The following is a 24,349-nucleotide window of genomic DNA, read 5'->3' on the forward strand; positions in this document are numbered from 1 at the left end:
GACATGGAATTACTCATCGAGAATTTAGGGCCGATTAAAAATAATACTCAAACAATAGATTTAACCAAAAAGTTTTATGTTTTTGTCGGCTATAACAATAGCGGCAAAACCTATGTTTCTCAGCTTCTATGGACGATATTTAATCAAGATAACATTAGAAAATTTTCTAGAAAAGCAAATATTAAAAACCTGAAAATTGATTCGTCAATAGAACTTACTCAAGAATTAATAAATGAAATACTTGATGAGTTTGCAAATTTTATTAAAGAAGAAACCGTAAATACATATAATCTTAACAAAACTCTTCAAGAAAAAATTTCAATCCAAGCAACCTTTAAAGCTAATGTAGAAGAACTTAGAAGCAAGACATTCAAAACCGTTTTTTCAATTGTTACCGAGCAAGACAACCACCTAGAAGTCCTGAATATTAACAAGCCTCGAAAAACTTTAACGATTCAAGTAAAAGAGCAAAGCTATTCAGATTCGGATAATTTATCCGATCGAACTTTGAAGATTCTTAAAAGAGAGAAGAGATCTAAGAAAGTTGGGATTATTACCTCCATAATTAAATTATTGTTACTACATTCACAGGATGCTTTTTTTCTACCTGCAAATCGAAGTTTTTTCCCTACTTTTTATCAATATATTTATGAAATAGAAAGAAACAAAAGAATCGAGGCAGATAAGCGCATTCGAGAATTTTTGGAAAATATGGATGATGATGGTATTGGGAAGGATCTAGAAAATCTATCTAATAAATTAAAGCGATTCCAAGAACAACTACCTAGAAGTTCTTATACAGAACCGATGAATAAAGTTTTTGAAGAACTTTTTTCTCTAAACACCGAGAGAAAAATTAATTCAAATTATAATTTAATTATCAATAAAATCTCTCAATTAATGGGAGGAGAAATAACAATTGAAAGCGTTGAATCGATAGCCCCTATTCAATTCTCATTTAAATTCGATCAATTAAATAGCTTGCCCATGTATCTATCGTCTTCTTCCGTGAATCAATTAACTCTTTTATACCTTTATTTAAAATATTGGGCGCAAGAAAAAGATAATTTTCTAATGATAGATGAACCTGAAGTAAATTTACATTCTGAAAATCAGATACGGTTGATGGAGATACTAATCCAATTTGTCACGGAACATGATAACCGAGTTTTGATTACAACCCATAGCCCGATTTTAACCGATATCTTAAATGATTACGTGTGTCTTCATACTTTAAAGGAAAATGGGAAAGATGTAAAAAGTATTATTGAAGAACATCAACTGAAAAATTTAAATCCCGAGATTTCGATTGCTCAGGAAGACTTAGGAGTTTACTTCTTCACGGGGGACAAGATTATCGATTATAGAACGAGTCAATACGGAGCCTATGTTCGCAACTTTCGAGAAGTCATCAACTCCCTACAAAAGTCGGGTGAAGTTTTAACCGATTACATCTATTCATTAGAGAATGAGGAATGAGCAAGGGTAATTTAAAAAAGAAAATCTCTTCCCTCCGACAGCAATTTCATCATGCTCTAGACGAGGAAGGTTTCGTGCAGGAAATCCCGATCACTGAAAGTTCTACTATTGAAATTATAGAGTCTAGCGATGACAGTAAACTCAAAAAAGTTACCCTCGAAGATTTGGCATTCTCTCCAGAAGTTGATAAAATTTGGACGATCGATCTAGAAAGTAAAAAGTATCCGGGTTTATCTACAGGAGATGCCACCCCCGAAAAAGCGATCCTTATCTTGCAGAAAAAAATGGATGGGGATATAATCCTCAATTACCATCTCGTGATCTGCCTTGTCGAGTTAAAAAGTTCCCTTCAATCGGGACAGTTAAGTAAAGATAAAACTTTAAAGCAAATTTACAAAAAATTTCAATGCGCTATGAATAGGATGTATATGCTTTTAACCCTAAACAATCACGCTAATCCTCAAAAAAACTATCAAGACAAAGAGATTCATATTAGATTTAGAGGCCTTATATTTTACAATAATAACGATATCAAAAAAAATGATATTACAGATTTAAATTCTAGAGCTTATCATGATAATGAAGAAGGGAGCCTGTATGAAATTCTAACCGATCCCGATCGCCGTAAAATTTTAAGCCTTAGCACACTAATTCTCGATCGAGACGGCATTGAAATAAAATTTATTCAAAATCCCGATCGAACTCAAGATCAGATGACTATTCCATTAAAAGATTTACTCGATCGCCAACCTTCTAGAAAACTCTAAACCATGTTCGCCCTCGTTTCCCCCGAAAAGATTCAATTACCTGCCGGCGCGGTCGTGCGTTTACCGGCAACGTGGCAGGAGTACGAAACACTCTGCCAACAGCGCGGTGATGGTTCGATTCCCCGGATCAAATATCGGGATGGAGAGGTGTTACTGATGTCTCCCTTGCCCCGTACATGGGAGAAATGCCCATTTAATCGCCGATATTGTTAAAGTCCTACTCGATCGAGACGGACGGGAATACGACGCGTTTACACCGGTAACGATGACTTTACCCGAAGAGAGCGGTATCGAGCCGGATTATTGCTTCTATATCGACAATTGGCCGGCGGTTTCCGGGAAAAAACGCATCGATTGGCAACAAGATCCACCACCCGATCTCGTGATCGAGATCGATGTGACTAGCTATTCCGATGTACGGGATTATCTGCCCTATCGCGTCCCGGAAGTGTGGCTGTTTAAAAATCAAAAATTGCTTCTATACGGATTACAGGAAACGGATTATCAATTACAAAGCCGTAGTCTCTATTTTCCCGATATCGATTTGGAAACCTCGATCGCCTGTTGCGTAGAGATCGCCTATAGTCGTAACACCGCGGCCGCTATCCGCGATCTCCGTCAACGGTTAAGCCTGTAATCGATCCCGACAAGTTCTCTTCGCTCCTACCGGTTTTTTCTAAAAAAATTCCCTATAATAAAACACCAGTGGTATTTATTCAACCGCGACGATAGCCATTTCGCTTTTTCCCAAGACCACGCGCGGGCAACCACTGGTTCCCTGTAGATTGTTGTTGTAATTCAGAGGAAATCTAGCCCGCGCGTTCCCATCCGCGTGAACTACATCTATCTGTATACTGATAATTGTAGCCGATAGCACAACACTTTTGTAAAAAAAAATTAATCTTTTTTGTACGACCTATTTTTTACGGTAATCCTCGACCCGCCCCGGCTTGCCCCAGATAACGGTTTCCTGCTTGTAAACGACCATTCCCGGCTTCGCGCCCCTCGGTTTGTAGACGTGTTTCGGACGGGTGTAGACGACGGGAACCTGTTCGCTACCGGCGGCGCGACTGTAGTAAGCGGCGTGATCGGCGGCGAACTGTAAATCGACCTCTTCGGCGGAACTCCCCGGCGGTAATCTCAACAAAACGTGACTCCCCGCGATTTCCTGACTGTGGAACCAGAGATCGTAATCGGTGGCGCTACGGAAGGTGAGGCGATCGTTCTGTCGGTTGTTGCGACCGATCCAGATCTCGAACCCGGAGGGGGTTATATAGCGAATCGGTTCGGATTCTTTTATTATAGCACGATTTTTAGCATTATTTTCTTCTAAATATTTTTCCTGAATTAATTCTTCCTGAATCTCTTCTAGGGTTTGTAAATCTTCGGGATCGGTGTAGGTGGGCAGGGACGCTAAACTCGATCGCACCTGTTCGAGATAGTCGATTTCCCCCGTCACCTCCGCGAGAAGGGGTTCCACGGCTAACCGCGCCCGTTTGCGTTTCTGGTGCTGTTTGTAGAAAAATTGGGCGTTCTGTACCGGCGTTCTCTCCGGATCGAGGTCGATCGCTACCGGTTTCCCCGTCTCGAAGTCCGGCAGATCGATCGATTTCATTCCCTGTCGGATCTCGTGCAGGTTCGCCATCAATAAATCAGCCCGATACCGGTAGATTTCCGCTTCTTCCGATTCCTGTAGCCGTTTTTCAAAACCCTCCGCTTTAACTTGTAGTTTAGCGAGCAGATTATGGATTTTCTGGCTTAATTTCTGGTGTAGTTGTTGGAACGTCTCCTTTCGCAGTCGATCGCTGTAATACCGATTCAACAATACCTGCGCGTTATCCGCCGGTTCCACCGCGCCCCAACCGAGAACCGTGTAACCCCCGTCCGCCGTCCATCCGGGCGAAAAAGAACCGGTTTCGAGGATCGTTAACCATTCCCGCCAAGTTTGAAATAAATTTTTCCAATCGGTTTCGGTTAGCTGTTCCGTGGTCGTTTCCGCGGGAATTCCGGCTTTTACGAGGATCGATCGGGCCAGTTGCGGACTCACTCCCCGATAGGTGCTAATCAAGGCTTTCTCGACATTTTTCGGGATCAGACTCACCCGTTCGCGCCAACGCTCGATCGATTCCGTTAGCGCGGGACTCGTCCCCGATAAAACGGGAGGCAGTTCGTACATTTGTCCGGTTTGGACGGTGCGAACGCTGGATTGAGCGGAATTCACCTGATGGGCGACGGTAACGATGCCTCGATCGCCGTTGGTTAAAATCACGTTACTATACTTGCCCATCACCTCGACGAAAAGATGCCACGTCGCGGGATCGTCGGGACGTTTGGCGAATTGGAGATCGATCACCCTCTCCCACGGCGCGACGAATTCCAAGCCGATCAGCGCGTAACCGTTGAGTTGATGGCGCAATTGATCGCTAAAGGTAAAAGTATCGGGAATTTTCGGCGGCGCGTCCCCGATGTGGAACCGGGCGGCGCGGGGATGCCAGGATAGATGTAACCAACCCTTGCGATCGAGCGTCCGTAGATAGAGGGCGACGGTATAGCGATCGAGTTGATACACCTGTTCGACGCGCGCGGGAAGCCAACTCGCTTTCAGTTCGGCACAAACCGCCGCTAGGGTGGTAAAGTCTACGGATTGCATGATCGATCGGCGGAAAACGGCGATCTCGATTCTACCGTTTTCCGGAATTCAAAATTTCCCGCGGGGAAAGGAGTCAGCGGGGTTAGGGGTTAAGGATTAGGGGGTAGGAGAAAAAAATCAACGATAAAATCATGAGTCCTCGCGAAAATAGTTTTCCTGAAAAATCTTTCTTTAGATAGAAGAATTTTCCAGATATTTATAAAAATTCTCGAGATTTAATTTGTATAAATAATTGTGAAACTATCGTTATTCGAGGAAGTGATTATTCGACAATAAAGATAGTTATAGATCGAACCAGAGAAAGATTCCCCCCTATATCGCCCGCGGCGGATCGAGCGACCCGAACGCGACATAAAGCGAACGAGATCGCGTTTTTCCCGAGGGTGCCTACCGTCGGAAGATCCCGCCACGCGGTTTTTCCGCGCGCTGAAACCGAGCTTTTTACGGGCGATAAACGAGCATTTTACCGGTTTTAAGCCGATCGATCGCTTTAATAACCGCTCCCCTTTCAATCCGGAGATAAAATGATGAATCCCACCACGGAAATGAAACGCTTCTGTATGTACGACTATTTTCTCGACGGTCACTTTATCAAAACCGAACAGGTCGATCATTGTTACTTACCGGCCACGGGAGAAAGTAGAGAGATCACCCTGAAAGATGGTCGGAAGATCGCCGCGACGGTCGCCGAAACCGAGCAGGTTAGCGAGTCCGAATATCGGGTTCTCCTCGTTTCCGCGTGAGGTCTCTATCTCTTCTGTTCTAGCTATCGGCAGAGTCGATCGAGCGCTTTTTTCGCTAGAGTAGGACTAAAAAACCGAGAAAAAAGCGCATGAGTGAAGAAAGACACCCCGAATCCGATTTTACCCGTACCCTCGAAGACATCCGGCAGAATCTCGATAATCTCACCCCGATGACGCGGGAGGCGATCGAGCGGGTGACGGAAACGATCGGCCGTTGGGTGACACCGATCGCCGAGAGTCCCCTCGTCGAACACGCCACCAAAGTCCCCGGACTGAAATGGGTGATGGCCGGGATCGGTCAGGTCAACGCGGACAAGGTAACGGAAGAGATCGAGACACTGCGCCGATCCCATCCGGGGGAAACGAACCGACAACTGGCCGATCGGGTGATTACCGATACCGCGTGGCAGGGCGGAAAAGTGGGGTTAATCGTCAATTTCATCCCCCCTCTCGCCCTTAGCCTACTCGCGCTCGACGTGGCCGCCGTGAGCGCCCTACAAGCGGAGATGATCTATCGCGTCGCCGCGATCTACGGCTACTCCCTCCACGAGCCGGCGCGACGGGGGGAGGTTTTCGCGATCTGGGGACTGTTCACCGGGGGATCGGGATTGATCAAAACCAGTTTAAGCGGGTTCGAGGCTATTCCCGGAATCGGCATGGTTTTGGGGGCGACCAGTAACGCGACTCTACTGTACGGGTTGGGCCGGATCGCCCGCGAGTTTTACGAGTCGAAGCCCCGATCGCTCCCGTAGGAACCGGTGATTCGGAATCGAACCCCTCGCGCGATCGGGGGAGATCGAGGTCTGTTCGAGTTCGGTTTTGATTCTTTCGAGAGAAATCGGTTCGGGGTCGAGCGGGCGGGAAAATATTCCGATCGTTAGATTTCGATTCTTTCGCGAGAGAGAGGTTCGGGGTCGAGCGGGCGGGGAAGATGCTCCGATGGTCAGATTTTTATTCCCACGAGAGAGAGAGGTTCGGGAGCGATCGAGCGCGCTAGATTATCCCTACATCTAGTCATCGTGACTCTCGAATTATGCTCGGAAAATTCTCGTGGAGCGCTCTATTCAGTTTAATTTTATTATTCAGTTTGTCGATCGGAAACGCCCTCGCATCGGCGGCCGCGACCGATTCCGGCACTCCGAACCTACCGCTCGATCGAGTTCGGGAAGCCGGCGATACAATCATTCGGAAGGAAGATAAAAATCGCGCGAACGAGATCTATTTTAAAGGAAGTAAGGAGGGCGCGCGAATCATCGACCGGGCGCGAGAAAATGCCAGAGCGAAACTAAAAATCCTAGCGGATAAAGCCGAAAAAAAACCGAACGCTTCACTATCGGACTCGGAAAAATCGTTCCTAACCAAGTTCGACACGGCCGACGATCGCTAAAAAAAATCGGGGGGATCGAAACCCACCCCGTACTCTTCGATAGAAAAAAACTCGTTTACCGACGACCGAATAAACTCCAGCCTTTGCCACCACTAGCGGCGGGTTCGGCTTTTTCGGCGACCGGCGCGGGTTCCGCGGGAGTCGTCTCCCCGGCGAGATGATCGAGATCGTAATTCTCTACGAGAAAAAGAGCCGCTTTCTCGATCGTCGCGTGATCCCAGAAGAGGGTGGAAGGTAACTCTTGACCGACCCAATCTTCGAGATCGCCCACCATCGTTACCGCGTCGATCGAGTCCAAACCGTACCGGGTTAACGGTTCGGTGACGTTAATCGTCTTCGCGTCGAGGGATAGTTGATCGGCCAACTGCTTGACCAACCAGTTTTCGACGACTTGGTTAAGCTTGGAGTTGGAGTTCTGAACCTGCATGAATATTATCCTCTGTTGTTTTGGAAGGAGCTAATTGAAAAGGAACGATCGAAAAATGTCGGTTTTCTCGATACAGTTTCAGGAGTTCGAGGGCTACCTTTTCGACGTATTCCTCGGAGATCGTGTACGGCATGGGTCGCAGGGTACGCAGGAGTCGGTGTAGAGCCAACACCAACCACTCGCCCCTCGCGAAAAAGTCTCCCAGGATGGAACGATTATAAAGCCAAGTGTGCAGACAAGCGGCCGCCGCGTGTAACGTGCAATATCTCTTGGCGATCTCGAACAGTTCGGGAGACTGGTCATGACCGTACTCGAATTTCGAGAGACCGATCTGTTCATCGTGAGCGTTTAGCTCTTCGAGAACCAGGTTCCCTAAATTCAGCAGGTGTTCGATCACCCCCGCGTCCACTTCCCCGCTCAGTTTCACACTCTCCAGCCCGTCCAGGGCGATTTCTAACCCCTGGAGGGTGTCGTCACAGCCGCGGCCGAACAGTTCCAACTTCGTCGGTTCAAAGGTGGGAACGGGTTTTTCGAGCGAGAAAATCGCCTCTAGACGGTTTTTCAGTTCCGACATCGTGCCGGAATTCCGTTTCGATCGATATTTCGTCAACTGGCGCATCTGTAAGATCAGAGCGTGGAGATTGACGATCGAACTGCCGTCGAACATACTGATAATCGAGTTATCCCGCAGAAGTTTCTGGAAAATGCCGAAATCGTGTTCCTCCCGCATATAGAAACGGGAACCCAGCACCACGTACACGTCATTCACCATCTTTTCCAGTCGGTCGGGGACGAAATACTTCACCACCGAGGCCCAGACGCTAAACTGTTCCGGGATCAGATGGAATCCCCGCGCCGCGGGAATCGTCTCGCAATCGCAGATCAGGATGTCGAGAAACGCGTCGGTCAGGGTACGACGCGGTTGGGGCAGATCGCTAACGGTTTTGTTATACAGAACGCGCGTGGTGGCGAAACTCAGGGTCGTCCGCAGGGCCGTGTCCGCCGCCCCGTGCGCGAAAGCGGCGCAGAGCATCCGGGTGATCTGGAAACCTTTCAGGGCGAGTTCCAAACCGTCCCCTTCCTCGCGTAAACGGTGGGAATCGGGAACGAAACAATCTTTAAAGCCGATACCGCTCATATCCGACGCGCGAACGCCGTGGGTGAGAATTTTCGGCAGATTGTAGTAGTTAGCCGGATCGATTTCCCGTTTATCGACCATGAACAGGGTCAGGCATTTCGGCCCGCCGTTCGGGTCGGTCTTTGCCAAAATATAGGAAACGTTGGAAATCGTCGCCCGGTTGATCGGCCATTTCTCCCCGTTGAGGAGATAACCGCCTTCCACTTTCGTCGCCGTCAGATCTCCATTGACCAGATCGCTACCGTGTTCCTTTTCCGAATAACCCAGACACATCGCGCCGTAATCGTCCATGATCAGGCGGGCGAGTTTCTGTTTCTGTTCGGGGGTTCCGGCCATCCAGGTGAGGAACGACCAGAAGAGGGTGGTGAAGGCGATGCCGATCGTCTGATCCCGGCGGGCCAGTACCCGCACGAAAGCGACGAACTCCTCGAAAGAGGTAAATTCACCGCCGCAAGCGGTGGGGATGTAGTAATGTTGGAGTTTCCAGTCGTAGAGCCAACGGATCTCGTCGTGGGGAAATTCTTCGCTCTCGTCGATCTCGATCACCCGTTTGTAGGATAGGGGATTTTCCGGGACGAGAGGATCGCCTAAATCTTTTTCGAGCGCTTCAGCAACCCAATATTGCTTGAGCTTGTGCATAACTCCTCTAGGGATAGGTAAATCGTTTTTTCGCCACGCCTTCCGCTATCCGGGACCGATCGCCGAAGGCTCGACGCTCACCAAAATTGATAGCTTATTGTAGCCGCTTTACTTTAGGTCGGCAAGAATTTCCGCGAGATCGGCCCCGATCGTTGCTTTCCCCGTTCTTACGGCGAGTGGGTGGGGGGTTCTTTCGTGCCGCTATCCGAACGGGACGGGGAAACGCCGGCGACCGGGAAAGCGAGACGTTGGGGATCGATCAGTTTCGGGAAGTTCCCGATGATCGATCGACAGGAGTGCAGAAAAGTTTCGATCCATTGCCTAGCCAGTCGCGTCTGTTCATCCGTGAGTCGGGCCGGAGAACTTCCCGTCCAGCTAAACTGTGCCGAACGGTTCAGGGCCAGATCCTGTAACGCTTCTCCCGCGGGACGGCTCGATTCCCAGTAGCGGAAAGTCATCGTCGCGCCCAGATAGCGGGCGCTAATCTGACCGAGGTGATTGAAAGTATCGAGAAGTTTCTCGACGGAAGGGTTCGGAAAAGTTTCGGGTTCCGCGGACGCGGTTCGGCTTACCTCCGGGACGGGAGCGGCCGGTGCCGCCGGGTTCGGGATCGCTCGGGCATTACCCGTTGTTTTCGATCGGGATTCGGTTTCTCCCGACGCGGACGCGTTTTGTAAACCCATTTTTCGCGGGTCGAAATGGGGATCGAAACGGGTGGCCCGATCGTAACAAGCTTCGGTTAAATCCGCTCCCGTTAACTGTATCCCGTTGAGGTAAGCGCCGCTTACATTCGCCCGGGCTAAATTACTTTTGGTTAAATAAGCTCCCGTTAAATAGGCTCCCGATAGATTGGCGGAACGTAAATTCGTTTTAATTAAATAGGCTTTGATCAGGGAAGCTCCTTGAAGGTTCGCCCCTTCCAAATTCGCCGAGGTGAGATCGGCTTCATTGAGAAAAGCGCCCGCTAGGTTCGCCCCGCTTAAATTCACTTCCCGTAAGTTCGCTTTGCTGAGATCTGCACCGCTCAGATCGGCGTTACCGAGATTCACCCCCCGCAGATCGGCCCCTCTTAATTGAACGCTCGAAAACTGTCTTTCCCCGCTTTGATATCTTTGTTGGAGATCGACAGCCACACTGCTAGAAACCATAAAATAAACCTCTCGCGGAATTGCAAATTTCTCGTGTAGATAAAGAGCTAAGAGCCACGGGCCGGGAGCCGGGAGAGAGAATCAAGCATACGTTAGAAAAAAAGCTATAAAAAATTGAAATATTTTCATAAATCGTAACTTTTACGGGTTGAGAAGGTCGAAAAATGAAGTCCACGAGAACTCTAATCTCTATAATCCCGCTTTTCGGGCCGCCGGACGATCGATCGCCCGATACGCTATCTATCTTTTCGGGTAACGTCAAACCGCCCGAAAAAAACGGAAATCCCTAAAAATCAGGATTTCGAGAGGGTTTGCCCGTTCGATCGACACGAGAAAAAAGTTATTCCCGTGGGGAGTCGAAAAGAAAGGCGAGGGATCGGCCAAGCTCCTCGCGGTATCGACGCGAACTTTCGAGAGCTTGGAGCGAGGGAATTTTGCGATAGATGGGCGATTTTTTCCAAAATAGCGAACCCGATCGGGCCGCTCGATCTCACTCTATGCGACCGACCCCGATCCGTCGGTGATCCGGATCACCGATCGACCCCGACTAATTCTTGTCCCGATCGATCGGTGACGACGATATCCCACCGACCGTTTTTCGCCACCTCGAAGGCGATCGTCGAACCGTCGGCGCTCAGGGTGGGATTGCGGACTTCCGCCTGTAAATCGTCCGCGATCGCCCGTTTCTGTTGCGTTTCCCGGTCGTAGAGATAGATTCCCGTTTTTCCCTGACGGCTCGCCGCGAAAACGATATACCGGCCATCCTCGCTAATCGACGGCCGCGAGGCGATGGTATCGAGGGAATTGAGGCCGGGTAGGGGCAGTAAGCGTCGATCGATCGGGTCGAAAAGATAGATATCCGGCGAACCGTCGCGATCGGAGACGAAAACCAGATAGCGATCGGCGATCCGCGGGGTTATGTCGGAATAGGGACTATTTAAACTTCTGCCCCCCCGATCGAACGGGAAGGACAACAAGCGCGGGTAGCCAACACAGCCACCCGACAGACCGCAAACGAGAAGGGTTCCGAGGAGAAAAAAACGTTTCACGGGTTGGGGGGACTTTCTATCGGGGTTCCATCGGCGATATCTAACTCGATACTCGCGCCTCGATCGAGGATCTCGATATTCCATTGTCCGTCACGGGCGGACTCGAAGACAATATAGCGACCGTCGGGACTGATACTCGGATTCCGTAAGGTTCCGCGATAATTATTGGTGATGAGTTCCGAACGACGGGCGAGCCGATCGTAAAGGGCGATCACCGGCCGACCGTCGATCGCGACCCGATAAACTAAATAGCGTCCGGTACGGCTTAAACCGGGGCTATCGGTCATCTCCCCCCCCGCGTACAGTCCGGGTAAGTCCACGTAATGCCGTTCCCGGAGATCGTAGAGAAGGATCTGATTCGGGCCGCGACGGTTAGAAACGAACGCGATCAAGCGCCCGTCACCGCTGAGGGAGGGTTGTTCGTCGCTGTAACGGCTATTGAGCGTTCCCGACAATCGATCGGGATTATTGAAAGTACAGCCCGTCAGGATTAACAGGAGCGCGGGCAGGAATCGCGCGACGGGCGATCGATTAATAATCGAACCTAGACGGGTTATCATTGTTCGGCTCGCGTTCGGGTCGATCGCGATCTTCGTACCCCTCGGATTCTCGCTCGTCGATCGGCTGATAATCCACGTATTCCCCTTTAAACGGCGGATCGTCCTCTAGCATCGGCCGGGGGCGGCGTTTCGGGGCCGGACGGTTCGCGCTCTCGTCACTCGGGGGACGACGACGGGGACGGGGGGTAGAAGGTTCGCTCCAATCGTCGTAACCGGCTCGATCGCTCGCGCCCGAAGCGGGACGGGGACGGCGTTGGGCCGGTTTGCGGGGGGTAGAATCGCGCTCGCGACCCCGGCGGGAAGTCCGCGGTTCCTCGTCCGAGTAAGCGGAAGAGCGATTGGAACGGGGATCTTCGTAACCGCGTAGACGGGGGTTATCCTCGTAACGCTCCTCCCGATCGTACTCGTAGGGTTCGAGTTGTTCCAATTCCGCGCGGTATTCCCGACTGACGGGACGATCATCGACAAAATTCGTATTCCGGCGCGCCTGTTCGGTGGTCATTCCCCGTAAGCGCACCGTCTCGAAGGCGAAAAAGACCGCCGCCCCGGTCAGGAGAAATTGACCGAACTGGAGGATGGGATCGAGTCGCCAGCCTTGAAACAGAAGGATTAAGCCGCAGAGTAAACCGACCGCGGCGAAGAAAATATCGTGATCTCGCGACAGTTCCGGGCGTACCGTTCGCATGAAGTACAGGCCCGCCCCGGCGACGGCGAGAAAAATTCCCAGGATGCTGGCCGAGTTCAGCCCGAAGTTGACCATCTTTATCTCCGTTCTCGGTACTTGGACGCGGTAGGGGATCGTTGTCGGATTTTCCCTATTCTACTGTAACCCGTTTCCCGGTTCCTGTCGGTGTCGGGCGATCGACCGAAAAACCCACCCTAGCCTAGAAACTAGCTTTCTAGCGGGTGGGTTCGGGTGAACTAAATCCGTCTGATCTTGTCTTTCTGGCTGATAAAAATCAAACCGACGGTGATGGGGATAACGACGATTACCGCGCCCAGCACCAGACTCCACAGGAAATTCGCGAGAGAAGGGGTCATGATCTTCGAGTCCTCTTTTAAGGTTTTATAATGACTTGGCTCCCTATTTTATCAGGGGAGAGAAACCGGTGAACAGGAATTCGCCGTCCACCGGTTAACCCTAGAACAAGTCCATATCCGTCACCGCGCCGAGGCTACTAGAAGAAACTAACTTGGCGTATTTCCCGAGAATCCCTTTCGTGTAACGGGGTTTGCTCGGTTGCCATTCCGCTCGACGGCGGGATAATTCCTCTTCGGGGACGTTTAGCTGTAGTAAACGTTGATGCGCGTCGATCGTGATACTATCTCCCTCCCGGACGAGAGCGATCGTACCGCCGACCGCCGCCTCCGGAGCGACGTGACCGACCACCATCCCGAAGGTTCCCCCGGAGAAACGCCCGTCGGTAATTAACCCCACGGAATCGCCCAAACCCGCGCCGATAATCGCCGAGGTGGGGGCTAACATTTCCCGCATTCCGGGGCCGCCTTTCGGGCCCTCGTAACGGATCACGATCACGTCTCCCGCCCGGATCTGTCCGGCTAAAATCGCGTCGAGACAGGTTTCCTCGGACTCGAACACCCGCGCGGGGCCGGTGATAATCGGGTTTTTCACGCCGCTAATTTTCGCGACGGCTCCCTCGGTGGCGAGATTGCCTTTTAAAATGGCGAGGTGTCCCTGTTTATAGACGGGATTGCTGAACGGGCGGATCACGTCCTGACCGGCGGGAGGTTCATCCGGCACGTCGGCGAGAACTTCGGCGATCGTCTGGCCGGTGATCGTCAGCGCGTCGCCGTGAAGTAAGCCGTTGACGAGGAGAATTTTCATCACCTGCGGGATGCCGCCGGCTTTGTGAAGATCGACGATGACGTAGCGGCCGGAGGGCTTGAGGTCGCAGATGACCGGAACCCGCTGGCGGATGGTTTCAAAGTCATCGATCGAAAGTTCCACGCCGATCGTTCGCGCGATCGCCAACAGGTGTAAAACGGCGTTGGTCGAGCCACCGACCGCCATAATCACGGAAATCGCGTTCTCGAACGCTTTTCGGGTGAGTAATTGACTCGGGAGAATCTGCTTTTTAATCGCCTCCACGAGAACCCGCGCCGATTTTTCCGCGCTTTCGGCTTTTTCCGCGTCCTCGGCGGCCATCGTGGAGGATTTCGGTAAACTCATCCCCATCGCCTCGAACGCGGAGGACATGGTATTCGCGGTGAACATCCCCCCGCAAGAACCCGCACCCGGACAGGCGTGGCGCTCGATGCCCGTTAATTCCTTCTCGTCGATCTTGCCCGCGCTGTACTGACCGACCGCCTCGAAGGAACTAACGACGGTGAGATCCCGGCCCTCGTATTTACCGGGTTTAATCGTTCCCCCGTAGACGAAAATCGCGGGAATATTCATCCGGGCGAACGCGATCATCGCGCCGGGCATATTTTTATCGCAACCGCCGATCGCGAGAACCCCGTCCATACTCTGACCGTTACAGGCCGTCTCGATCGAATCCGCGATCACTTCCCGCGACACGAGGGAGTATTTCATCCCCTCGGTTCCCATCGAGATCCCGTCGCTGATGGTGATCGTGCCGAACATCTGGGGCATTCCCCCGGCCTGTTTCACCCCGACTTCCGCCCGCAGGGCGAGATCGTTAATTCCCATGTTACAAGGGGTGATCGTGCTGTACCCGTTGGCGATCCCGACGATGGGTTTGGTGAAGTCATCATCCCCGAAGCCGACCGCTCGCAACATGGCGCGGTTCGGACTACGTTGCGTTCCCTGGGTGACGACCCGACTTCTATAGTTGTCTGCCATATCCTTTCTACTTTCTCCAATGGCGGCTGTCCGGCCCGATCGAGTCGATCGAACCGCTATTCTCTATTGTCGGGGTTCCGGGCGATCGGGGCGGGTTTACTTAAAAAGCTTTAAGAAAGCGATCGCTCCGGCGCGACCTCTACTAGAACTCTCGCGGACAATGATTTCGCCCACGGGAAAAATCCAAGTATAAATACTTAACGATTTCGTCGGGAGTTTAGTTTGAACCATCTCCTTCAAAATGGGGATAGTTTTTTTAGTCGATCGACAATTCGACATCTTTTGTTAAATGTTAAGAACGGGAAGGGAGTTTGTAGGGTGGATTAGGCGCTGGGATAATTTTCGAGACCAACCGATAAAGTTTCATTCCGCGCCGTAATCCACCACTGTGAGGTATTATACTACTTGGATCGGGGTTTTATAGAAATAATGTAGCTGTAGCGCGATCATACGAGATACGGGAAGGAGTTATCAGTTTCTGAATATCGATTATAATGATTGATAGAGCTTTTTTGTTATGAGGAAAAATACAAATGTCAGTAATCATTGAACACAACCTAGGGGAAATTTTAGCCGAAATCAATCGCAAACTAGAGAATTTACAAAAAGATGTTACAGACATCAAAATTGAGTTAAAGGAGGCTAAGGGGGAAAGACAAGTATTAAAGGTGGAGATTAATTCCCTACGAGGAGAGATCAATGGGGTTAAGGAAGATGTTAAGATGATTAAGGGTTCACAACAGGCTCAGGTTTGGACATTGATCGGTATTTTAATTACGGCGGCAGGAGGGTTTTTGGTGGCGGTAGGTCGATTTGTTATTTCGGGTAATCCTTAATCGTATTCTTCATTGAATCACACAAATCATCAATAAAATCATGAACGAACAACGCATTCAAGCTTATATTAATTTAATCGAACAGTTGCTCGCTTGTGCCGATGGTGAGGAACTCAATAATATTCTGCAAGCGAATCAGGAGTTGATTAATCCCGAATTTTTACAGGAGATGGAAAACTATGCAACATGGTTAGAACAGCAAGGAAATAATAATGATGCGGCTAGGTTACGGAATATAGCGCAACAGTTGGGGCAATATCTCAACCATCAAGCGGTAAATCTTGAGCAATATCAGGGGTTTTTATCAGAAATATTACGAGCAGAAATAGAAAGCGATAGCGATCCTACCGTGGTTTATCCTATCCTACAACGCCGTCAACATCTGTTAGATGATACTTTTGCCCAACTGTTGCAACAATGGGCTAGAAATGTGTTTTCTGGATGGAATGCTGAAGAAGTGGCAGTTATTGCCAGGGTGATTCAAAATTTGTGTAATCAGATTGCACAATTTACCTTGGGAAGTCGGGCTAATAATCTGGAAATTGCTATTACAGGCTATCATACTCTGCTAGAAGTGTACACCCGTGAAGCTTTTCCTTATGAATGGGCAACGACACAAAATAATCTGGGAAATGCTTATAATGAGCGCATAAGAGGAAAAAGAACAGATAATTTAGAATTAGCGATTGCTGCTTTTCAACTATCTTTAGGCGTTTTTACTCGTGATGCCTTTCCTGAACAATGGGCAACGACACAAAATAATCTGGGGAATGCTTATTTATATCGCATCGAAGGGGAGGGAGCAGAAAATTTAGAGTTAGCAATGGCTGCTTTTCAACAGTCTCTTGACGTTTATAATTGTCAAATCTTTCCTGAACAATGGGCGAGATCACAAAATGGTTTGGGAATAGCATATCTATATCGCATAAAAGGGGAAATATCTGACAATTTAGAATTAGCTATCGTCGCGTTTCAGCAGTCTTTATCGGTTTTTACTCGTGAAGTTTTTCCTGAACAATGGGCAATGTCGCAAAATAATTTAGGGACTGTCTATAATGCACGCATAAAAGGAAATAAGGCAGATAATCTTGAATTAGCTCTTACTGCTTATCAACAGTCTTTAGCAGTTTATAGCCGTGAGACTTTTCCTGAAAAATGGGCAAGCACACAGAATAATATGGGTGAAGCTTATAGAAATCGTATTAGAGGGGAAAAAGCGGACAATATCGAGTTAGCAATTGCTGCTTTTCAACAATCTTTAGAGGTTTATAGCCGTGAGACTTTTCCTGAAAAATGGGCAAGATTACAAAATAATTTGGGAAGAGCCTATAGATATCGTCTAAACGGGAAAATATCTGATAATTTAGAATTAGCTGTTTCTGCTTGTCAAAAAGCTCTAGAAATATACATTTATGAGGCTTTTCCTTCCGATTGGGCAACCGCACAAAATAATCTGGGCGAAGCTTATAGAAATCGTATCAAAGGAGAAAAAGCAGATAATCTAGAATTAGCCATTACTGCTTTTCAACAGTCTTTAAAAGTTTATAACCGTGAGACTTTTCCTGAAGATTGGCAAGCCACACAAAATAATTTAGGAAATGCTTATCTATATCGTATAAGAGGGGAAAGAGCAGACAATCTAGAATTAGCTATTGCTGCTTTTCAACAGTCTTTAGAAGTTTTTCCCCGTGAGGCATTTCCTGAAAAATGGGCAACCACGCAAAATAATCTGGGGATTGCTTATCTATATCGCATTAAAGGGGAGAAAGCAGAAAACTTAGAATTAGCTATTGCTGCTTTTCAACAATCATTAGAAGTTTTTACCCATGAGACTTTTCCTGAAAAGTGGGCAACTACACAAAATAATCTGGGTGAAGTTTACCGAAACCATATCAAAGGAGAGAAAGCAGAAAACCGAGAGTTAGCTATCATTGCTTATCAACAGTCTTTAAAAGTAGTTACTCGTGAGACCTTTCCTGAACAATGGGCAATGACACAAAATAATCTGGGCGCTGCTTATAGTGATCGCATTCTTGGGGAAAGGGCAGATAATCTAGAGTTAGCGATCGTAGCTTTAAACCTGTCATTAGAAGTATATACCCCGACGGCTTTTCCTATAGAGTGTTTAACAACAGGACGAAACTTAGGGAATGCCGCTAACCTGATCGAAGACCGGGAAACGGCCATCAAAGGCTACAACTTAGCGATCGAAGCGGTAGAAAATACCCGACTCGAAGCCTTAAACCCCCAACGACAACAAGAAATCCTCTCCGAGGCAATGGATGTTTATCATGGCATCGTTCAATCCTATCTCAAGCTCGATCGAAAAGATCGCGCTTTAGAATACGTTGAACGTAGCAAAACCCGCTATCTAGTCCAGTTGCTTACCGATCGAGACATCTATCCTAAAGGTAATATACCCCCAACGATTATTACCGAATTAGATCGCCTCCGTCGTGCCATTATCGGGGAAGAACAACGGTTAGCCATCCAAGAACAAACCCGCACTTTAACCCTAGATCAACAACAACAACCCATCTTAAATGACTATACTTACCTCAATCAATTAAAACAAGAGTTAAATCAATTCATTGACCGTGAAATAACTCCCGTAGATCCCACTTTTAGCTTAACTCAAAAGGTTCAATCCATCACCTTACGCGAGATTCAATCCTTGATCGATCGACAAACCGCCATTTTAGAATGGTATATTGCGGGGGATAGCATAATCGCGTTTATAGTAACTTCCCAAGGATTGAAGGTTTGGCAATCTTCAGCGGACGATCGAGAAAACTTGATTACTTTTATTAAAGAGTATCGTGATACTTACGAAAAGAATAAAACAAAGTGGATAAATGATCTTAACAATCGTTTAAATGAACTATCAGAAATTCTCCACATCGATGAGCTTTTAGAACTGATCCCTGATTCCTGCGATCGCCTAATCCTAATCCCCCATTGGTTCTTACATATTATTCCCCTTCATTGTTTACCCCTACAAAATGGACAATTTCTCTATCAACGCTTTTCTAAAGGTGTAGGCTACGTTCCCAGTTGCCAACTTTTAAAACTGGTACAATCATCACGGCGAGAAAAGTTCGAGCGTCTTTTCGCCATTAAAAACCCCACCAGACAAGACCTGAAACCCCTCTTAGGAGCCAATCTAGAAATAGAGAGAATTAGTCAAAAATTTGCTCGTGAAAACACCATTATTATCGGTGAATCAGAAGCCTCGAAACAAACCCTAGAAAACCGTCGTCAAGAATTACAAGCGTCCCATTGTATTCACTTTTCCTGTCATGGAAAATTTGATGATAAATCCCCTAGAGACTCGGCTTTACTGTTAGCAGATCCGGAAGGGAACTTAGGAAAATCAGCTAACCTAACCCTAGCGGAAGTCTTTGAAAAACTTGACTTAAGAGAATGCCGTTTAGTCACCTTTTCCGCTTGTGAAAGTGGTATAATCGAAAGTAAAACAGATAATATTAGTGATGAATATGTGGGTTTACCGAGTGGTTTTCTATTCGCGGGGAGTTCGAGTGTAGTTAGCACCCTTTGGACAGTAGATCCCCTAGCTACAACCTTATTTATGGCTAAATTTTATCACGATCTTAATCGGATTTCTATCCGAGATCAAGGCAGTATTGCCATTGTTTTAAATAACACACAAACTTGGTTAAGAACCTTGAACAGCAAAAAATTAGCCAGAATTAAAGATAATCAAAAATTCCAGCAAATCCTCGATCGAGTCTTCGAGAGTAAACGCGATCGCAATAAATTTAAAGACCTACTAGAAGCGGCAGTTAAACGCGAACCCTATCCCTTTGCCAATCCCTATTATTGGACAGCATTTATCGCGACAGGGGTTTAGTCGTCTGTGGATTGGTCGGTGGATTGACAGAACTTATCCATCCCTTCCTCTTGAATATAAAGTGCGAGCGGAGCCGATAAAATCCCCGCGACCCCTGGTGGACACATAAAAGACGTTGCGATAAACTCTGTTAATGGCGGAATCAGAGCCGGTAAATACTTTTCTCTCAATCTTTCATATTTCGGTTGGCAGATATAAGCGCGACATTTTTGTAGGGTAACAGCGAACCAACGTAAATCAGCGTTATCTTCCACTCCTTCAATACCGTTACGAGTCGCGATAGATTCAGCCGCATCCGCCAAATTTCCATCCCATTCTTCGATCACATCAAGCGCCACTAAAGCGTCAGGATTATCCGCTAACTCGGCGCGGTATCGATCGATTTGTTCCCGTGTCAACCGTGTTGCCTCTAACATAATACCCTACTCAACATTAAAACCGAACTTTTTTCCGATTATATCATTGAATTACCTCTAAATCTGGCAAAATACCCCCGATCGACCTCCCGCATCCAATCAACCCTCAAAAAATCCCCCGAGATACCCTGAGACGGAGAGGATAAAACCCACATCTCGAATAGCCCGTTTTAGGGAGAACGCTCGCTCGAACGAACGATTCTCTTGAGTGTAAATATTTATTCACGCGCTTTCGATCCCGCTTCTTTTTGTGTTAATAGACGAAGGGCGGAATGTGGGTTAAAAAGCTTTAATCCTCGATCGCCCCCCAGGTCTACACTAGAAAAGTAAATCCCCGATTCTATACACCCGTGTTTACCGTCACCCGACAACAAAAGCAATTTCTCACCTATCTGCTCACCGATGAAGACGCTAATTCCTCGGTGGAAGTGGTTCCCGAAAGAGGGGGCATTCTCACCCGCTGGCAGATCCGCGGGCAAAATATTCTCTACCTCGACGCGGAACGATTCGCCGATCCGAGTTTAAGTGTCCGCGGGGGCATCCCGATTCTTTTCCCCATCTGCGGGAATTTGCCCGATAACGCCTTTGTCCACGCGGGTAAGACCTATCCCCTCAAACAACACGGTTTCGCCCGCGATCTGCCCTGGAAAGTGGTCGGGCAGGATACGGACGGGAGCGCGAGCCTATCGATCGAATTAACAAGCGACGACAGCACCCGTCAAGGGTATCCCTTCGATTTCCAGTTGGTCTTTACCTACCAACTTCAGGGAAACACGCTGAAAATCCACCAGCGTTTCGTCAATCTCTCCGACAAGAGGATGCCTTTCTCGATCGGTTTCCATCCCTATTTTCAGGTAGCGGACAAAACCGCGCTCGATTTCGATATTCCCGCTACCGCTTACATCGACCAACGGACGAAGGAAATTCATCCCTACACCGGCGGTTTTGACTTCTCGATCGATGAGATCGACCACGCGTACACGGAAATCAGCCGTCATACCGCTGGTTTTAGCGATCGCTCCGCCGGACGGCAGATCAACCTCGGTTACGACGATCTGTTTACCACGCTGGTTTTTTGGACGGTAAAAGGCAAAGATTACGTCTGTCTAGAACCCTGGAGCGGCCCCCGCAACGCGCTCAACACCGGCGAACAGGTCAAGTATCTAGAACCGCGCGGCACTCGGGAGGCGATTTTCGAGATCCGCGTCAGCGAGTTGTAAGTTTTTTCTTGACCGTCCCGAAAAAAGGTGTTATGATTAGAAATCGTGTGATGGATGCGATACGGGTCGCTAGCTCAGCGGTAGAGCACTCGGCTTTTAACCGATTGGTCTTGGGTTCGAATCCCAGGCGACCCATTTTTCGGGAAATCTAAAATCTCGCGTTCGGGAAGTCCGCCCGGCGGTACTTTCGGGATGCGAGGAACGAGAGAGGTCGCCGTTCGTCTCCAGTGGAGAGAGAAACCGCGACCTTTAAAAATTCAGTATTTTATATAGCCCGAAAAAATATCGAGCGTTTTCGGTCGAAATCGCTAAGTTCGTTTTTTTGCTATCGACGACGGCGATCGTTGACGGGGATGGGAATCAATTCCGGTTCGGGTTCGGATTCGGGGCCGAAAACGTTATCGATTAATTTACGCGCCCATTCTCGCAACTTTTCCAGCACTTTTTCTAAATAATCCATCGATCGAATGGCTCCTCTGAGATACTAGCGATGGTTTTCTGCCTGTCAACGCCCGAAACAACCGAGGAAGATTTAGTCCGTGAGTTTTCGCGGGAATGGTTTCTAGAGTTCGGTTGTGAATTTGACAAACAAAGGACTGTATATCTTTAGTTCTATATAAAGCTTAACATAGGTTTTCGATCCGGGTAGAGCTTCTCGCGGGTTCTTTTTTTAAAACATTGTTAACAATTGTCGTCGGATTCGATCGAGGGCGGTAAACGCGCTGAGTTGTCGGATTATCGAGCGATCCCGCCGCTCGCCGAAACGATTTTCCCACACTTCCACCCCTCCCGCGGGATCGGCTAGACCGATATACACGAGGCCCACCGGTTTCGTCTCGCTTCCGCCACCGGGGCCGGCGATCCCGGTGATACTCACCCCCCAATCGGTTCCGAGACGCTGTTTCACGCCGATCGCCATCTGTCGGGCCACGGTTTCACTGACCGCACCGAAAGTTTGCAAATCCGCCTCGCTCACGTCTAATAAAGCGATTTTCACCCGATTATCGTAGGATATCACCCCACCGAAAAAATACTCGGAACTTCCCGCGATTTCCGTGATTATCTCGCCCAATCCGCCCCCGGTGCAGGATTCCGCCACGCTTACCGTCTGTCCCCGCTCGCGGAGGAGTTGACCGACGATCGACGCGAGGGTGTCGTCGTCGGCTCCGAAGTAATCCAGTCCGGCGATCGATTGAATTTCGGCGGCCACGGGGTCTATTAGGGCGAGGGCTTCCGTTTCCGAGGCCGCGCGCGCCGATACCCGCAGACGCACCTCTCCCATTCCCGCGTAGGGGGCGACGGTGGGGTTCGAGAGTTCTAATAAATGGGATACTTTTTCCGCGAGGGCCGATTCACCGATGCCGCGGAATTTGAGCGATCGACTATAGATGCGTTCCTTTCCCCAGCCCTGACTTTCTAGGTAGGGGACGGCAGTTTCTTCCCACATCCGTTTCATTTCCGAGGGAACACCGGGGAAGGTGAGTAGGGTGAGATTCGATCGGGGTTTCCAGATCAATCCGGGCGCGGTTCCGGAGGGATTGGGGAGAAATTCGGCTCCCACGGGGATTAAAGCCTGTTTTCGATTGCTGGGAGTCATTACCCGGCCGACACCGGCGAATTTAGCCTCGATCTCGGCCAGAATTTCCGGATCTTCGCGGAGGGGAGTTTGGAAGAAATCGGCGATCGCTTCCGTGGTGAGATCGTCGGGAGTCGGTCCCAGTCCCCCGGTGAAGATGAGGATCGAGGCCCGATCGATGGCGACGGCGATCGCTTTTTGCAGTCGATCGATATTATCGCCGACCACCGTTTGATAGTAATGGGGAATTCCCAACCGCGCCAATTCTAACGCTAGAAATCGCGCGTTCGTGTTGAGGATATCCCCTAAGAGTAATTCCGTTCCCACGCAGATAATTTCGGCGGACATATTTTCGAGGAGTCAGTATTTAGGAGTCAGTATTCAGGAGGGAGATGGGGGATGGGAAATCAAGATAGAGAGGAGACAGTTTCGGGAAAAAATGGCGAGTTTCGAGAAATTTACTTTTCTACTCCCTACTCCCTTCCCTCCTATCTCCTGTCTCCTGACTCCCCACTCCCCACTCCCCACACTCCACGCGCTCTATTCCTCGTCTAAACGACGACTGCGCCAGACTTGCCAGCCGATATAAACGAGGAGGAGGGTCGCGCCGAACGCGAAACCCCAACCGCTGGGGACGTTGGAAAAGCCGAGGGCTAAACTGCCCACCCAGAGAGTGAGAGCGTAGATAAAGAGAACCGTGAGACGGTGGGAAATTCCGGCTTTGAGTAAACGGTGGTGTAAATGGCGTTTATCGGCGACAAAGGGCGATTTACCCCGTTTCAGGCGGGAGATAATTACCGTGGACATATCTAACAGGGGGACGGCGAGGATCAGATAGGGGAGTAAAACCGCCGTGACCGCGACCGTCGTGACCGCGGTGGTTTTGACCAGTCCGATCACCGCGACCCCGGCGAGGGTGAAGCCCATAAAATACGCGCCGCCGTCCCCCATGAAAATCTGCGCGGGATTGAAATTGTAACGTAGGAATCCTAACGCGCCCCCGGCGAGCGCGGCGGCGATTATCGCGGCGGCCGGCTGTCCCATCACGAGAGTGACGATGAGAATGACGACCGCGGAGATTCCCGAAACTCCGGCCGCTAGACCGTCCAGCCCGTCGATCCAGTTAATCGCGTTCGCCATGCCTACCAACCAGATTAGAGTGATCGGTAAGCTGACCCAACTGATATGGATCAAATCCCCGAAAGGAACGGAGAGGAAATCGATCCGAACCCCGGATTGCCAGGCGAGGAAAGCGATGCCGAATTGTAGGATTAAACGATTGATCGCGGAGAGATTAAAGAGATCGTCCGCGAGACCGATCAGGAAGAAGCCGAGGCCGCCGAGCGTCACGCCCCACACTTCCCACTCTCGATCGCCATGTAAACCTTTGAACCCCCCGAACCACCAGACGATCAACAGGGCGGTTAACGTGCCGATGAAAATCGAAACCCCTCCCAATCGCACCATCGGTTTTTCATGGACTTTCCGCTCGTTGGGTCGATCGACATAGCCACTTTTGAGGCCGACCGTTTTGACGAGGGGGGTACTCCACAGAACGACGGTGTGGGCGATCAGAAAGGCGATCAGGTAGTATAAATCTCCAGACATTAGGCAAC

24 protein-coding genes and 1 tRNA gene are annotated in these 24,349 nt (G+C 49.2%); 11 read left to right on the forward strand and 14 right to left on the reverse strand.

All coding sequences use genetic code 11. From position 1 onward, the window contains the following. Positions 1–3 precede the first annotated feature (3 nt). From V0288_RS13890 to V0288_RS13905, 4 genes are read left to right on the forward strand one after another with little or no spacing between them, the layout of a single operon-like run. The gene (locus V0288_RS13890) at positions 4–1,479 is read left to right on the forward strand and encodes an AAA family ATPase (protein WP_332865712.1); all 1,476 of its coding nucleotides are present in this window, start codon (positions 4–6) and stop codon (positions 1,477–1,479) included. Continuing rightward, on the forward strand, positions 1,476–2,246 hold the full coding sequence (locus V0288_RS13895) for a hypothetical protein (RefSeq protein ID WP_332865713.1): 771 nt from the start codon (positions 1,476–1,478) through the stop codon (positions 2,244–2,246). The genes V0288_RS13890 and V0288_RS13895 overlap by 4 nt, the downstream gene beginning before the upstream one ends. A 3-nt stretch (positions 2,247–2,249) precedes the next feature. Further along, entirely contained in the window at positions 2,250–2,459 is a 210-nt protein-coding gene (locus V0288_RS13900; RefSeq protein ID WP_332865714.1) for a hypothetical protein, read from the forward strand. After that, positions 2,452–2,883, forward strand: coding sequence for a Uma2 family endonuclease (locus V0288_RS13905; RefSeq protein ID WP_332865748.1), 432 nt, complete (start codon positions 2,452–2,454; stop codon positions 2,881–2,883). Before V0288_RS13900 ends, V0288_RS13905 begins: the two co-directional genes overlap by 8 nt. 75 nt (positions 2,884–2,958) lie before the next feature. Here V0288_RS13905 and V0288_RS13910 read toward each other — a convergent pair whose 3' ends face one another. Continuing rightward, complete coding sequence (locus V0288_RS13910; protein WP_332865715.1) at positions 2,959–3,123, reverse strand: hypothetical protein; 165 nt, start codon at positions 3,121–3,123, stop codon at positions 2,959–2,961. Between the two features lie 39 nt (positions 3,124–3,162). After that, the gene (locus V0288_RS13915; protein WP_332865716.1) at positions 3,163–4,896 is read right to left on the reverse strand and encodes an Rqc2 family fibronectin-binding protein; all 1,734 of its coding nucleotides are present in this window, start codon (positions 4,894–4,896) and stop codon (positions 3,163–3,165) included. A 524-nt stretch (positions 4,897–5,420) separates the two neighbouring features. On the opposite strand from V0288_RS13915, the gene V0288_RS13920 reads away from it, so the two are divergent. The 3 genes from V0288_RS13920 to V0288_RS13930 all read left to right on the forward strand — a co-directional run bounded on the left by V0288_RS13920 (position 5,421) and on the right by V0288_RS13930 (position 7,026). After that, positions 5,421–5,639, forward strand: coding sequence for a hypothetical protein (locus V0288_RS13920; RefSeq protein ID WP_332865717.1), 219 nt, complete (start codon positions 5,421–5,423; stop codon positions 5,637–5,639). Between the two features lie 89 nt (positions 5,640–5,728). After that, positions 5,729–6,391, forward strand: coding sequence for a hypothetical protein (locus V0288_RS13925; RefSeq protein ID WP_332865718.1), 663 nt, complete (start codon positions 5,729–5,731; stop codon positions 6,389–6,391). Between the two features lie 281 nt (positions 6,392–6,672). Beyond that, positions 6,673–7,026 (forward strand): hypothetical protein, encoded by a 354-nt coding sequence (locus V0288_RS13930; RefSeq protein ID WP_332865719.1) that lies wholly within the window; start codon positions 6,673–6,675, stop codon positions 7,024–7,026. A gap of 55 nt (positions 7,027–7,081) precedes the next feature. Here V0288_RS13930 and V0288_RS13935 read toward each other — a convergent pair whose 3' ends face one another. The 8 genes from V0288_RS13935 to ilvD form a co-directional block, all read right to left on the reverse strand. Beyond that, positions 7,082–7,453, reverse strand: coding sequence for an acyl carrier protein (locus V0288_RS13935; RefSeq protein WP_332865720.1), 372 nt, complete (start codon positions 7,451–7,453; stop codon positions 7,082–7,084). Next, the gene (locus V0288_RS13940) at positions 7,422–9,230 is read right to left on the reverse strand and encodes an acyl-CoA dehydrogenase family protein (RefSeq protein ID WP_332865721.1); all 1,809 of its coding nucleotides are present in this window, start codon (positions 9,228–9,230) and stop codon (positions 7,422–7,424) included. The genes V0288_RS13935 and V0288_RS13940 overlap by 32 nt, the downstream gene beginning before the upstream one ends. Positions 9,231–9,397: 167 nt before the next feature. Continuing rightward, positions 9,398–10,378 (reverse strand): pentapeptide repeat-containing protein, encoded by a 981-nt coding sequence (locus V0288_RS13945; RefSeq protein ID WP_332865722.1) that lies wholly within the window; start codon positions 10,376–10,378, stop codon positions 9,398–9,400. 530 nt (positions 10,379–10,908) lie between these two features. Beyond that, complete coding sequence (locus V0288_RS13950) at positions 10,909–11,427, reverse strand: Tol biopolymer transporter periplasmic protein (RefSeq protein WP_332865723.1); 519 nt, start codon at positions 11,425–11,427, stop codon at positions 10,909–10,911. Continuing rightward, positions 11,424–11,987: a TolB family protein gene (locus tag V0288_RS13955; RefSeq protein ID WP_332865724.1), complete on the reverse strand. Its 564-nt coding sequence runs from the start codon at positions 11,985–11,987 to the stop codon at positions 11,424–11,426. The genes V0288_RS13950 and V0288_RS13955 overlap by 4 nt, the downstream gene beginning before the upstream one ends. After that, on the reverse strand, positions 11,959–12,747 hold the full coding sequence (locus V0288_RS13960; RefSeq protein ID WP_332865725.1) for a Ycf66 family protein: 789 nt from the start codon (positions 12,745–12,747) through the stop codon (positions 11,959–11,961). The genes V0288_RS13955 and V0288_RS13960 overlap by 29 nt, the downstream gene beginning before the upstream one ends. Positions 12,748–12,908: 161 nt before the next feature. Beyond that, complete coding sequence (gene psbX / locus V0288_RS13965) at positions 12,909–13,028, reverse strand: photosystem II reaction center X protein (protein WP_332865726.1); 120 nt, start codon at positions 13,026–13,028, stop codon at positions 12,909–12,911. Positions 13,029–13,128: 100 nt separating this feature from the next. Then, complete coding sequence (gene ilvD, locus V0288_RS13970; RefSeq protein ID WP_332865727.1) at positions 13,129–14,814, reverse strand: dihydroxy-acid dehydratase; 1,686 nt, start codon at positions 14,812–14,814, stop codon at positions 13,129–13,131. A 533-nt stretch (positions 14,815–15,347) separates the two neighbouring features. Between ilvD and V0288_RS13975 the strand changes: the two genes are divergently transcribed. Together V0288_RS13975 and V0288_RS13980 are read left to right on the forward strand one after the other, a co-directional pair. Next, positions 15,348–15,650, forward strand: a complete 303-nt coding sequence (locus V0288_RS13975; protein ID WP_332865728.1) for a hypothetical protein — start codon at positions 15,348–15,350, stop codon at positions 15,648–15,650. Between the two features lie 40 nt (positions 15,651–15,690). Continuing rightward, positions 15,691–19,521 carry a CHAT domain-containing protein gene (locus V0288_RS13980; RefSeq protein WP_332865729.1) on the forward strand — a complete coding sequence of 1,277 codons (3,831 nt, stop codon included), beginning with the start codon at positions 15,691–15,693 and terminating at the stop codon, positions 19,519–19,521. On the opposite strand, the gene V0288_RS13985 is transcribed toward V0288_RS13980, so the two are convergent. Next, positions 19,518–19,937: a hypothetical protein gene (locus tag V0288_RS13985; RefSeq protein WP_332865730.1), complete on the reverse strand. Its 420-nt coding sequence runs from the start codon at positions 19,935–19,937 to the stop codon at positions 19,518–19,520. The two genes, V0288_RS13980 and V0288_RS13985, sit on opposite strands and share 4 nt — an antisense overlap. Positions 19,938–20,287: 350 nt before the next feature. On the opposite strand from V0288_RS13985, the gene V0288_RS13990 reads away from it, so the two are divergent. Together V0288_RS13990 and V0288_RS13995 are read left to right on the forward strand one after the other, a co-directional pair. Further along, entirely contained in the window at positions 20,288–21,157 is an 870-nt protein-coding gene (locus tag V0288_RS13990) for an aldose epimerase family protein (protein ID WP_332865731.1), read from the forward strand. Between the two features lie 63 nt (positions 21,158–21,220). Continuing rightward, positions 21,221–21,292, forward strand: a tRNA-Lys gene (locus V0288_RS13995). Positions 21,293–21,482: 190 nt separating this feature from the next. Here V0288_RS13995 and V0288_RS14000 read toward each other — a convergent pair. The 3 genes from V0288_RS14000 to V0288_RS14010 all read right to left on the reverse strand — a co-directional run bounded on the left by V0288_RS14000 (position 21,483) and on the right by V0288_RS14010 (position 24,341). Next, on the reverse strand, positions 21,483–21,617 hold the full coding sequence (locus tag V0288_RS14000) for a hypothetical protein (protein ID WP_332865732.1): 135 nt from the start codon (positions 21,615–21,617) through the stop codon (positions 21,483–21,485). A gap of 210 nt (positions 21,618–21,827) precedes the next feature. Further along, positions 21,828–23,081, reverse strand: a complete 1,254-nt coding sequence (locus V0288_RS14005) for a competence/damage-inducible protein A (RefSeq protein ID WP_332865733.1) — start codon at positions 23,079–23,081, stop codon at positions 21,828–21,830. 192 nt (positions 23,082–23,273) lie between these two features. Beyond that, the gene (locus V0288_RS14010) at positions 23,274–24,341 is read right to left on the reverse strand and encodes a glycosyltransferase family 4 protein (RefSeq protein WP_332865734.1); all 1,068 of its coding nucleotides are present in this window, start codon (positions 24,339–24,341) and stop codon (positions 23,274–23,276) included. Positions 24,342–24,349: the final 8 nt, after the last annotated feature.

This window comes from Pannus brasiliensis CCIBt3594 (genome assembly GCF_036688125.1).
Lineage (GTDB): Bacteria > Cyanobacteriota > Cyanobacteriia > Cyanobacteriales > Microcystaceae > Pannus > Pannus brasiliensis.

Excerpts from the sequence above, each read along its gene's own strand:
- V0288_RS13890 (WP_332865712.1), top strand. The coding sequence starts at position 4 with ATGGAATTACTCATCGAGAATTTAGGGCCGATTAAAAATAATACTCAA.
- V0288_RS13895 (WP_332865713.1), top strand. The coding sequence starts at position 1,476 with ATGAGCAAGGGTAATTTAAAAAAGAAAATCTCTTCCCTCCGACAGCAA.
- V0288_RS13900 (WP_332865714.1), top strand. The coding sequence starts at position 2,250 with ATGTTCGCCCTCGTTTCCCCCGAAAAGATTCAATTACCTGCCGGCGCG.
- V0288_RS13915 (WP_332865716.1), bottom strand. The coding sequence starts at position 4,896 with ATGCAATCCGTAGACTTTACCACCCTAGCGGCGGTTTGTGCCGAACTG.
- V0288_RS13920 (WP_332865717.1), top strand. The coding sequence starts at position 5,421 with ATGATGAATCCCACCACGGAAATGAAACGCTTCTGTATGTACGACTAT.
- V0288_RS13925 (WP_332865718.1), top strand. The coding sequence starts at position 5,729 with ATGAGTGAAGAAAGACACCCCGAATCCGATTTTACCCGTACCCTCGAA.
- V0288_RS13930 (WP_332865719.1), top strand. The coding sequence starts at position 6,673 with ATGCTCGGAAAATTCTCGTGGAGCGCTCTATTCAGTTTAATTTTATTA.
- V0288_RS13935 (WP_332865720.1), bottom strand. The coding sequence starts at position 7,453 with ATGCAGGTTCAGAACTCCAACTCCAAGCTTAACCAAGTCGTCGAAAAC.
- V0288_RS13940 (WP_332865721.1), bottom strand. The coding sequence starts at position 9,230 with ATGCACAAGCTCAAGCAATATTGGGTTGCTGAAGCGCTCGAAAAAGAT.
- V0288_RS13945 (WP_332865722.1), bottom strand. The coding sequence starts at position 10,378 with ATGGTTTCTAGCAGTGTGGCTGTCGATCTCCAACAAAGATATCAAAGC.
- V0288_RS13955 (WP_332865724.1), bottom strand. The coding sequence starts at position 11,987 with ATGATAACCCGTCTAGGTTCGATTATTAATCGATCGCCCGTCGCGCGA.
- V0288_RS13960 (WP_332865725.1), bottom strand. The coding sequence starts at position 12,747 with ATGGTCAACTTCGGGCTGAACTCGGCCAGCATCCTGGGAATTTTTCTC.
- psbX (WP_332865726.1), bottom strand. The coding sequence starts at position 13,028 with ATGACCCCTTCTCTCGCGAATTTCCTGTGGAGTCTGGTGCTGGGCGCG.
- ilvD (WP_332865727.1), bottom strand. The coding sequence starts at position 14,814 with ATGGCAGACAACTATAGAAGTCGGGTCGTCACCCAGGGAACGCAACGT.
- V0288_RS13975 (WP_332865728.1), top strand. The coding sequence starts at position 15,348 with ATGTCAGTAATCATTGAACACAACCTAGGGGAAATTTTAGCCGAAATC.
- V0288_RS13980 (WP_332865729.1), top strand. The coding sequence starts at position 15,691 with ATGAACGAACAACGCATTCAAGCTTATATTAATTTAATCGAACAGTTG.
- V0288_RS13985 (WP_332865730.1), bottom strand. The coding sequence starts at position 19,937 with ATGTTAGAGGCAACACGGTTGACACGGGAACAAATCGATCGATACCGC.
- V0288_RS14000 (WP_332865732.1), bottom strand. The coding sequence starts at position 21,617 with ATGGATTATTTAGAAAAAGTGCTGGAAAAGTTGCGAGAATGGGCGCGT.
- V0288_RS14005 (WP_332865733.1), bottom strand. The coding sequence starts at position 23,081 with ATGTCCGCCGAAATTATCTGCGTGGGAACGGAATTACTCTTAGGGGAT.
- V0288_RS14010 (WP_332865734.1), bottom strand. The coding sequence starts at position 24,341 with ATGTCTGGAGATTTATACTACCTGATCGCCTTTCTGATCGCCCACACC.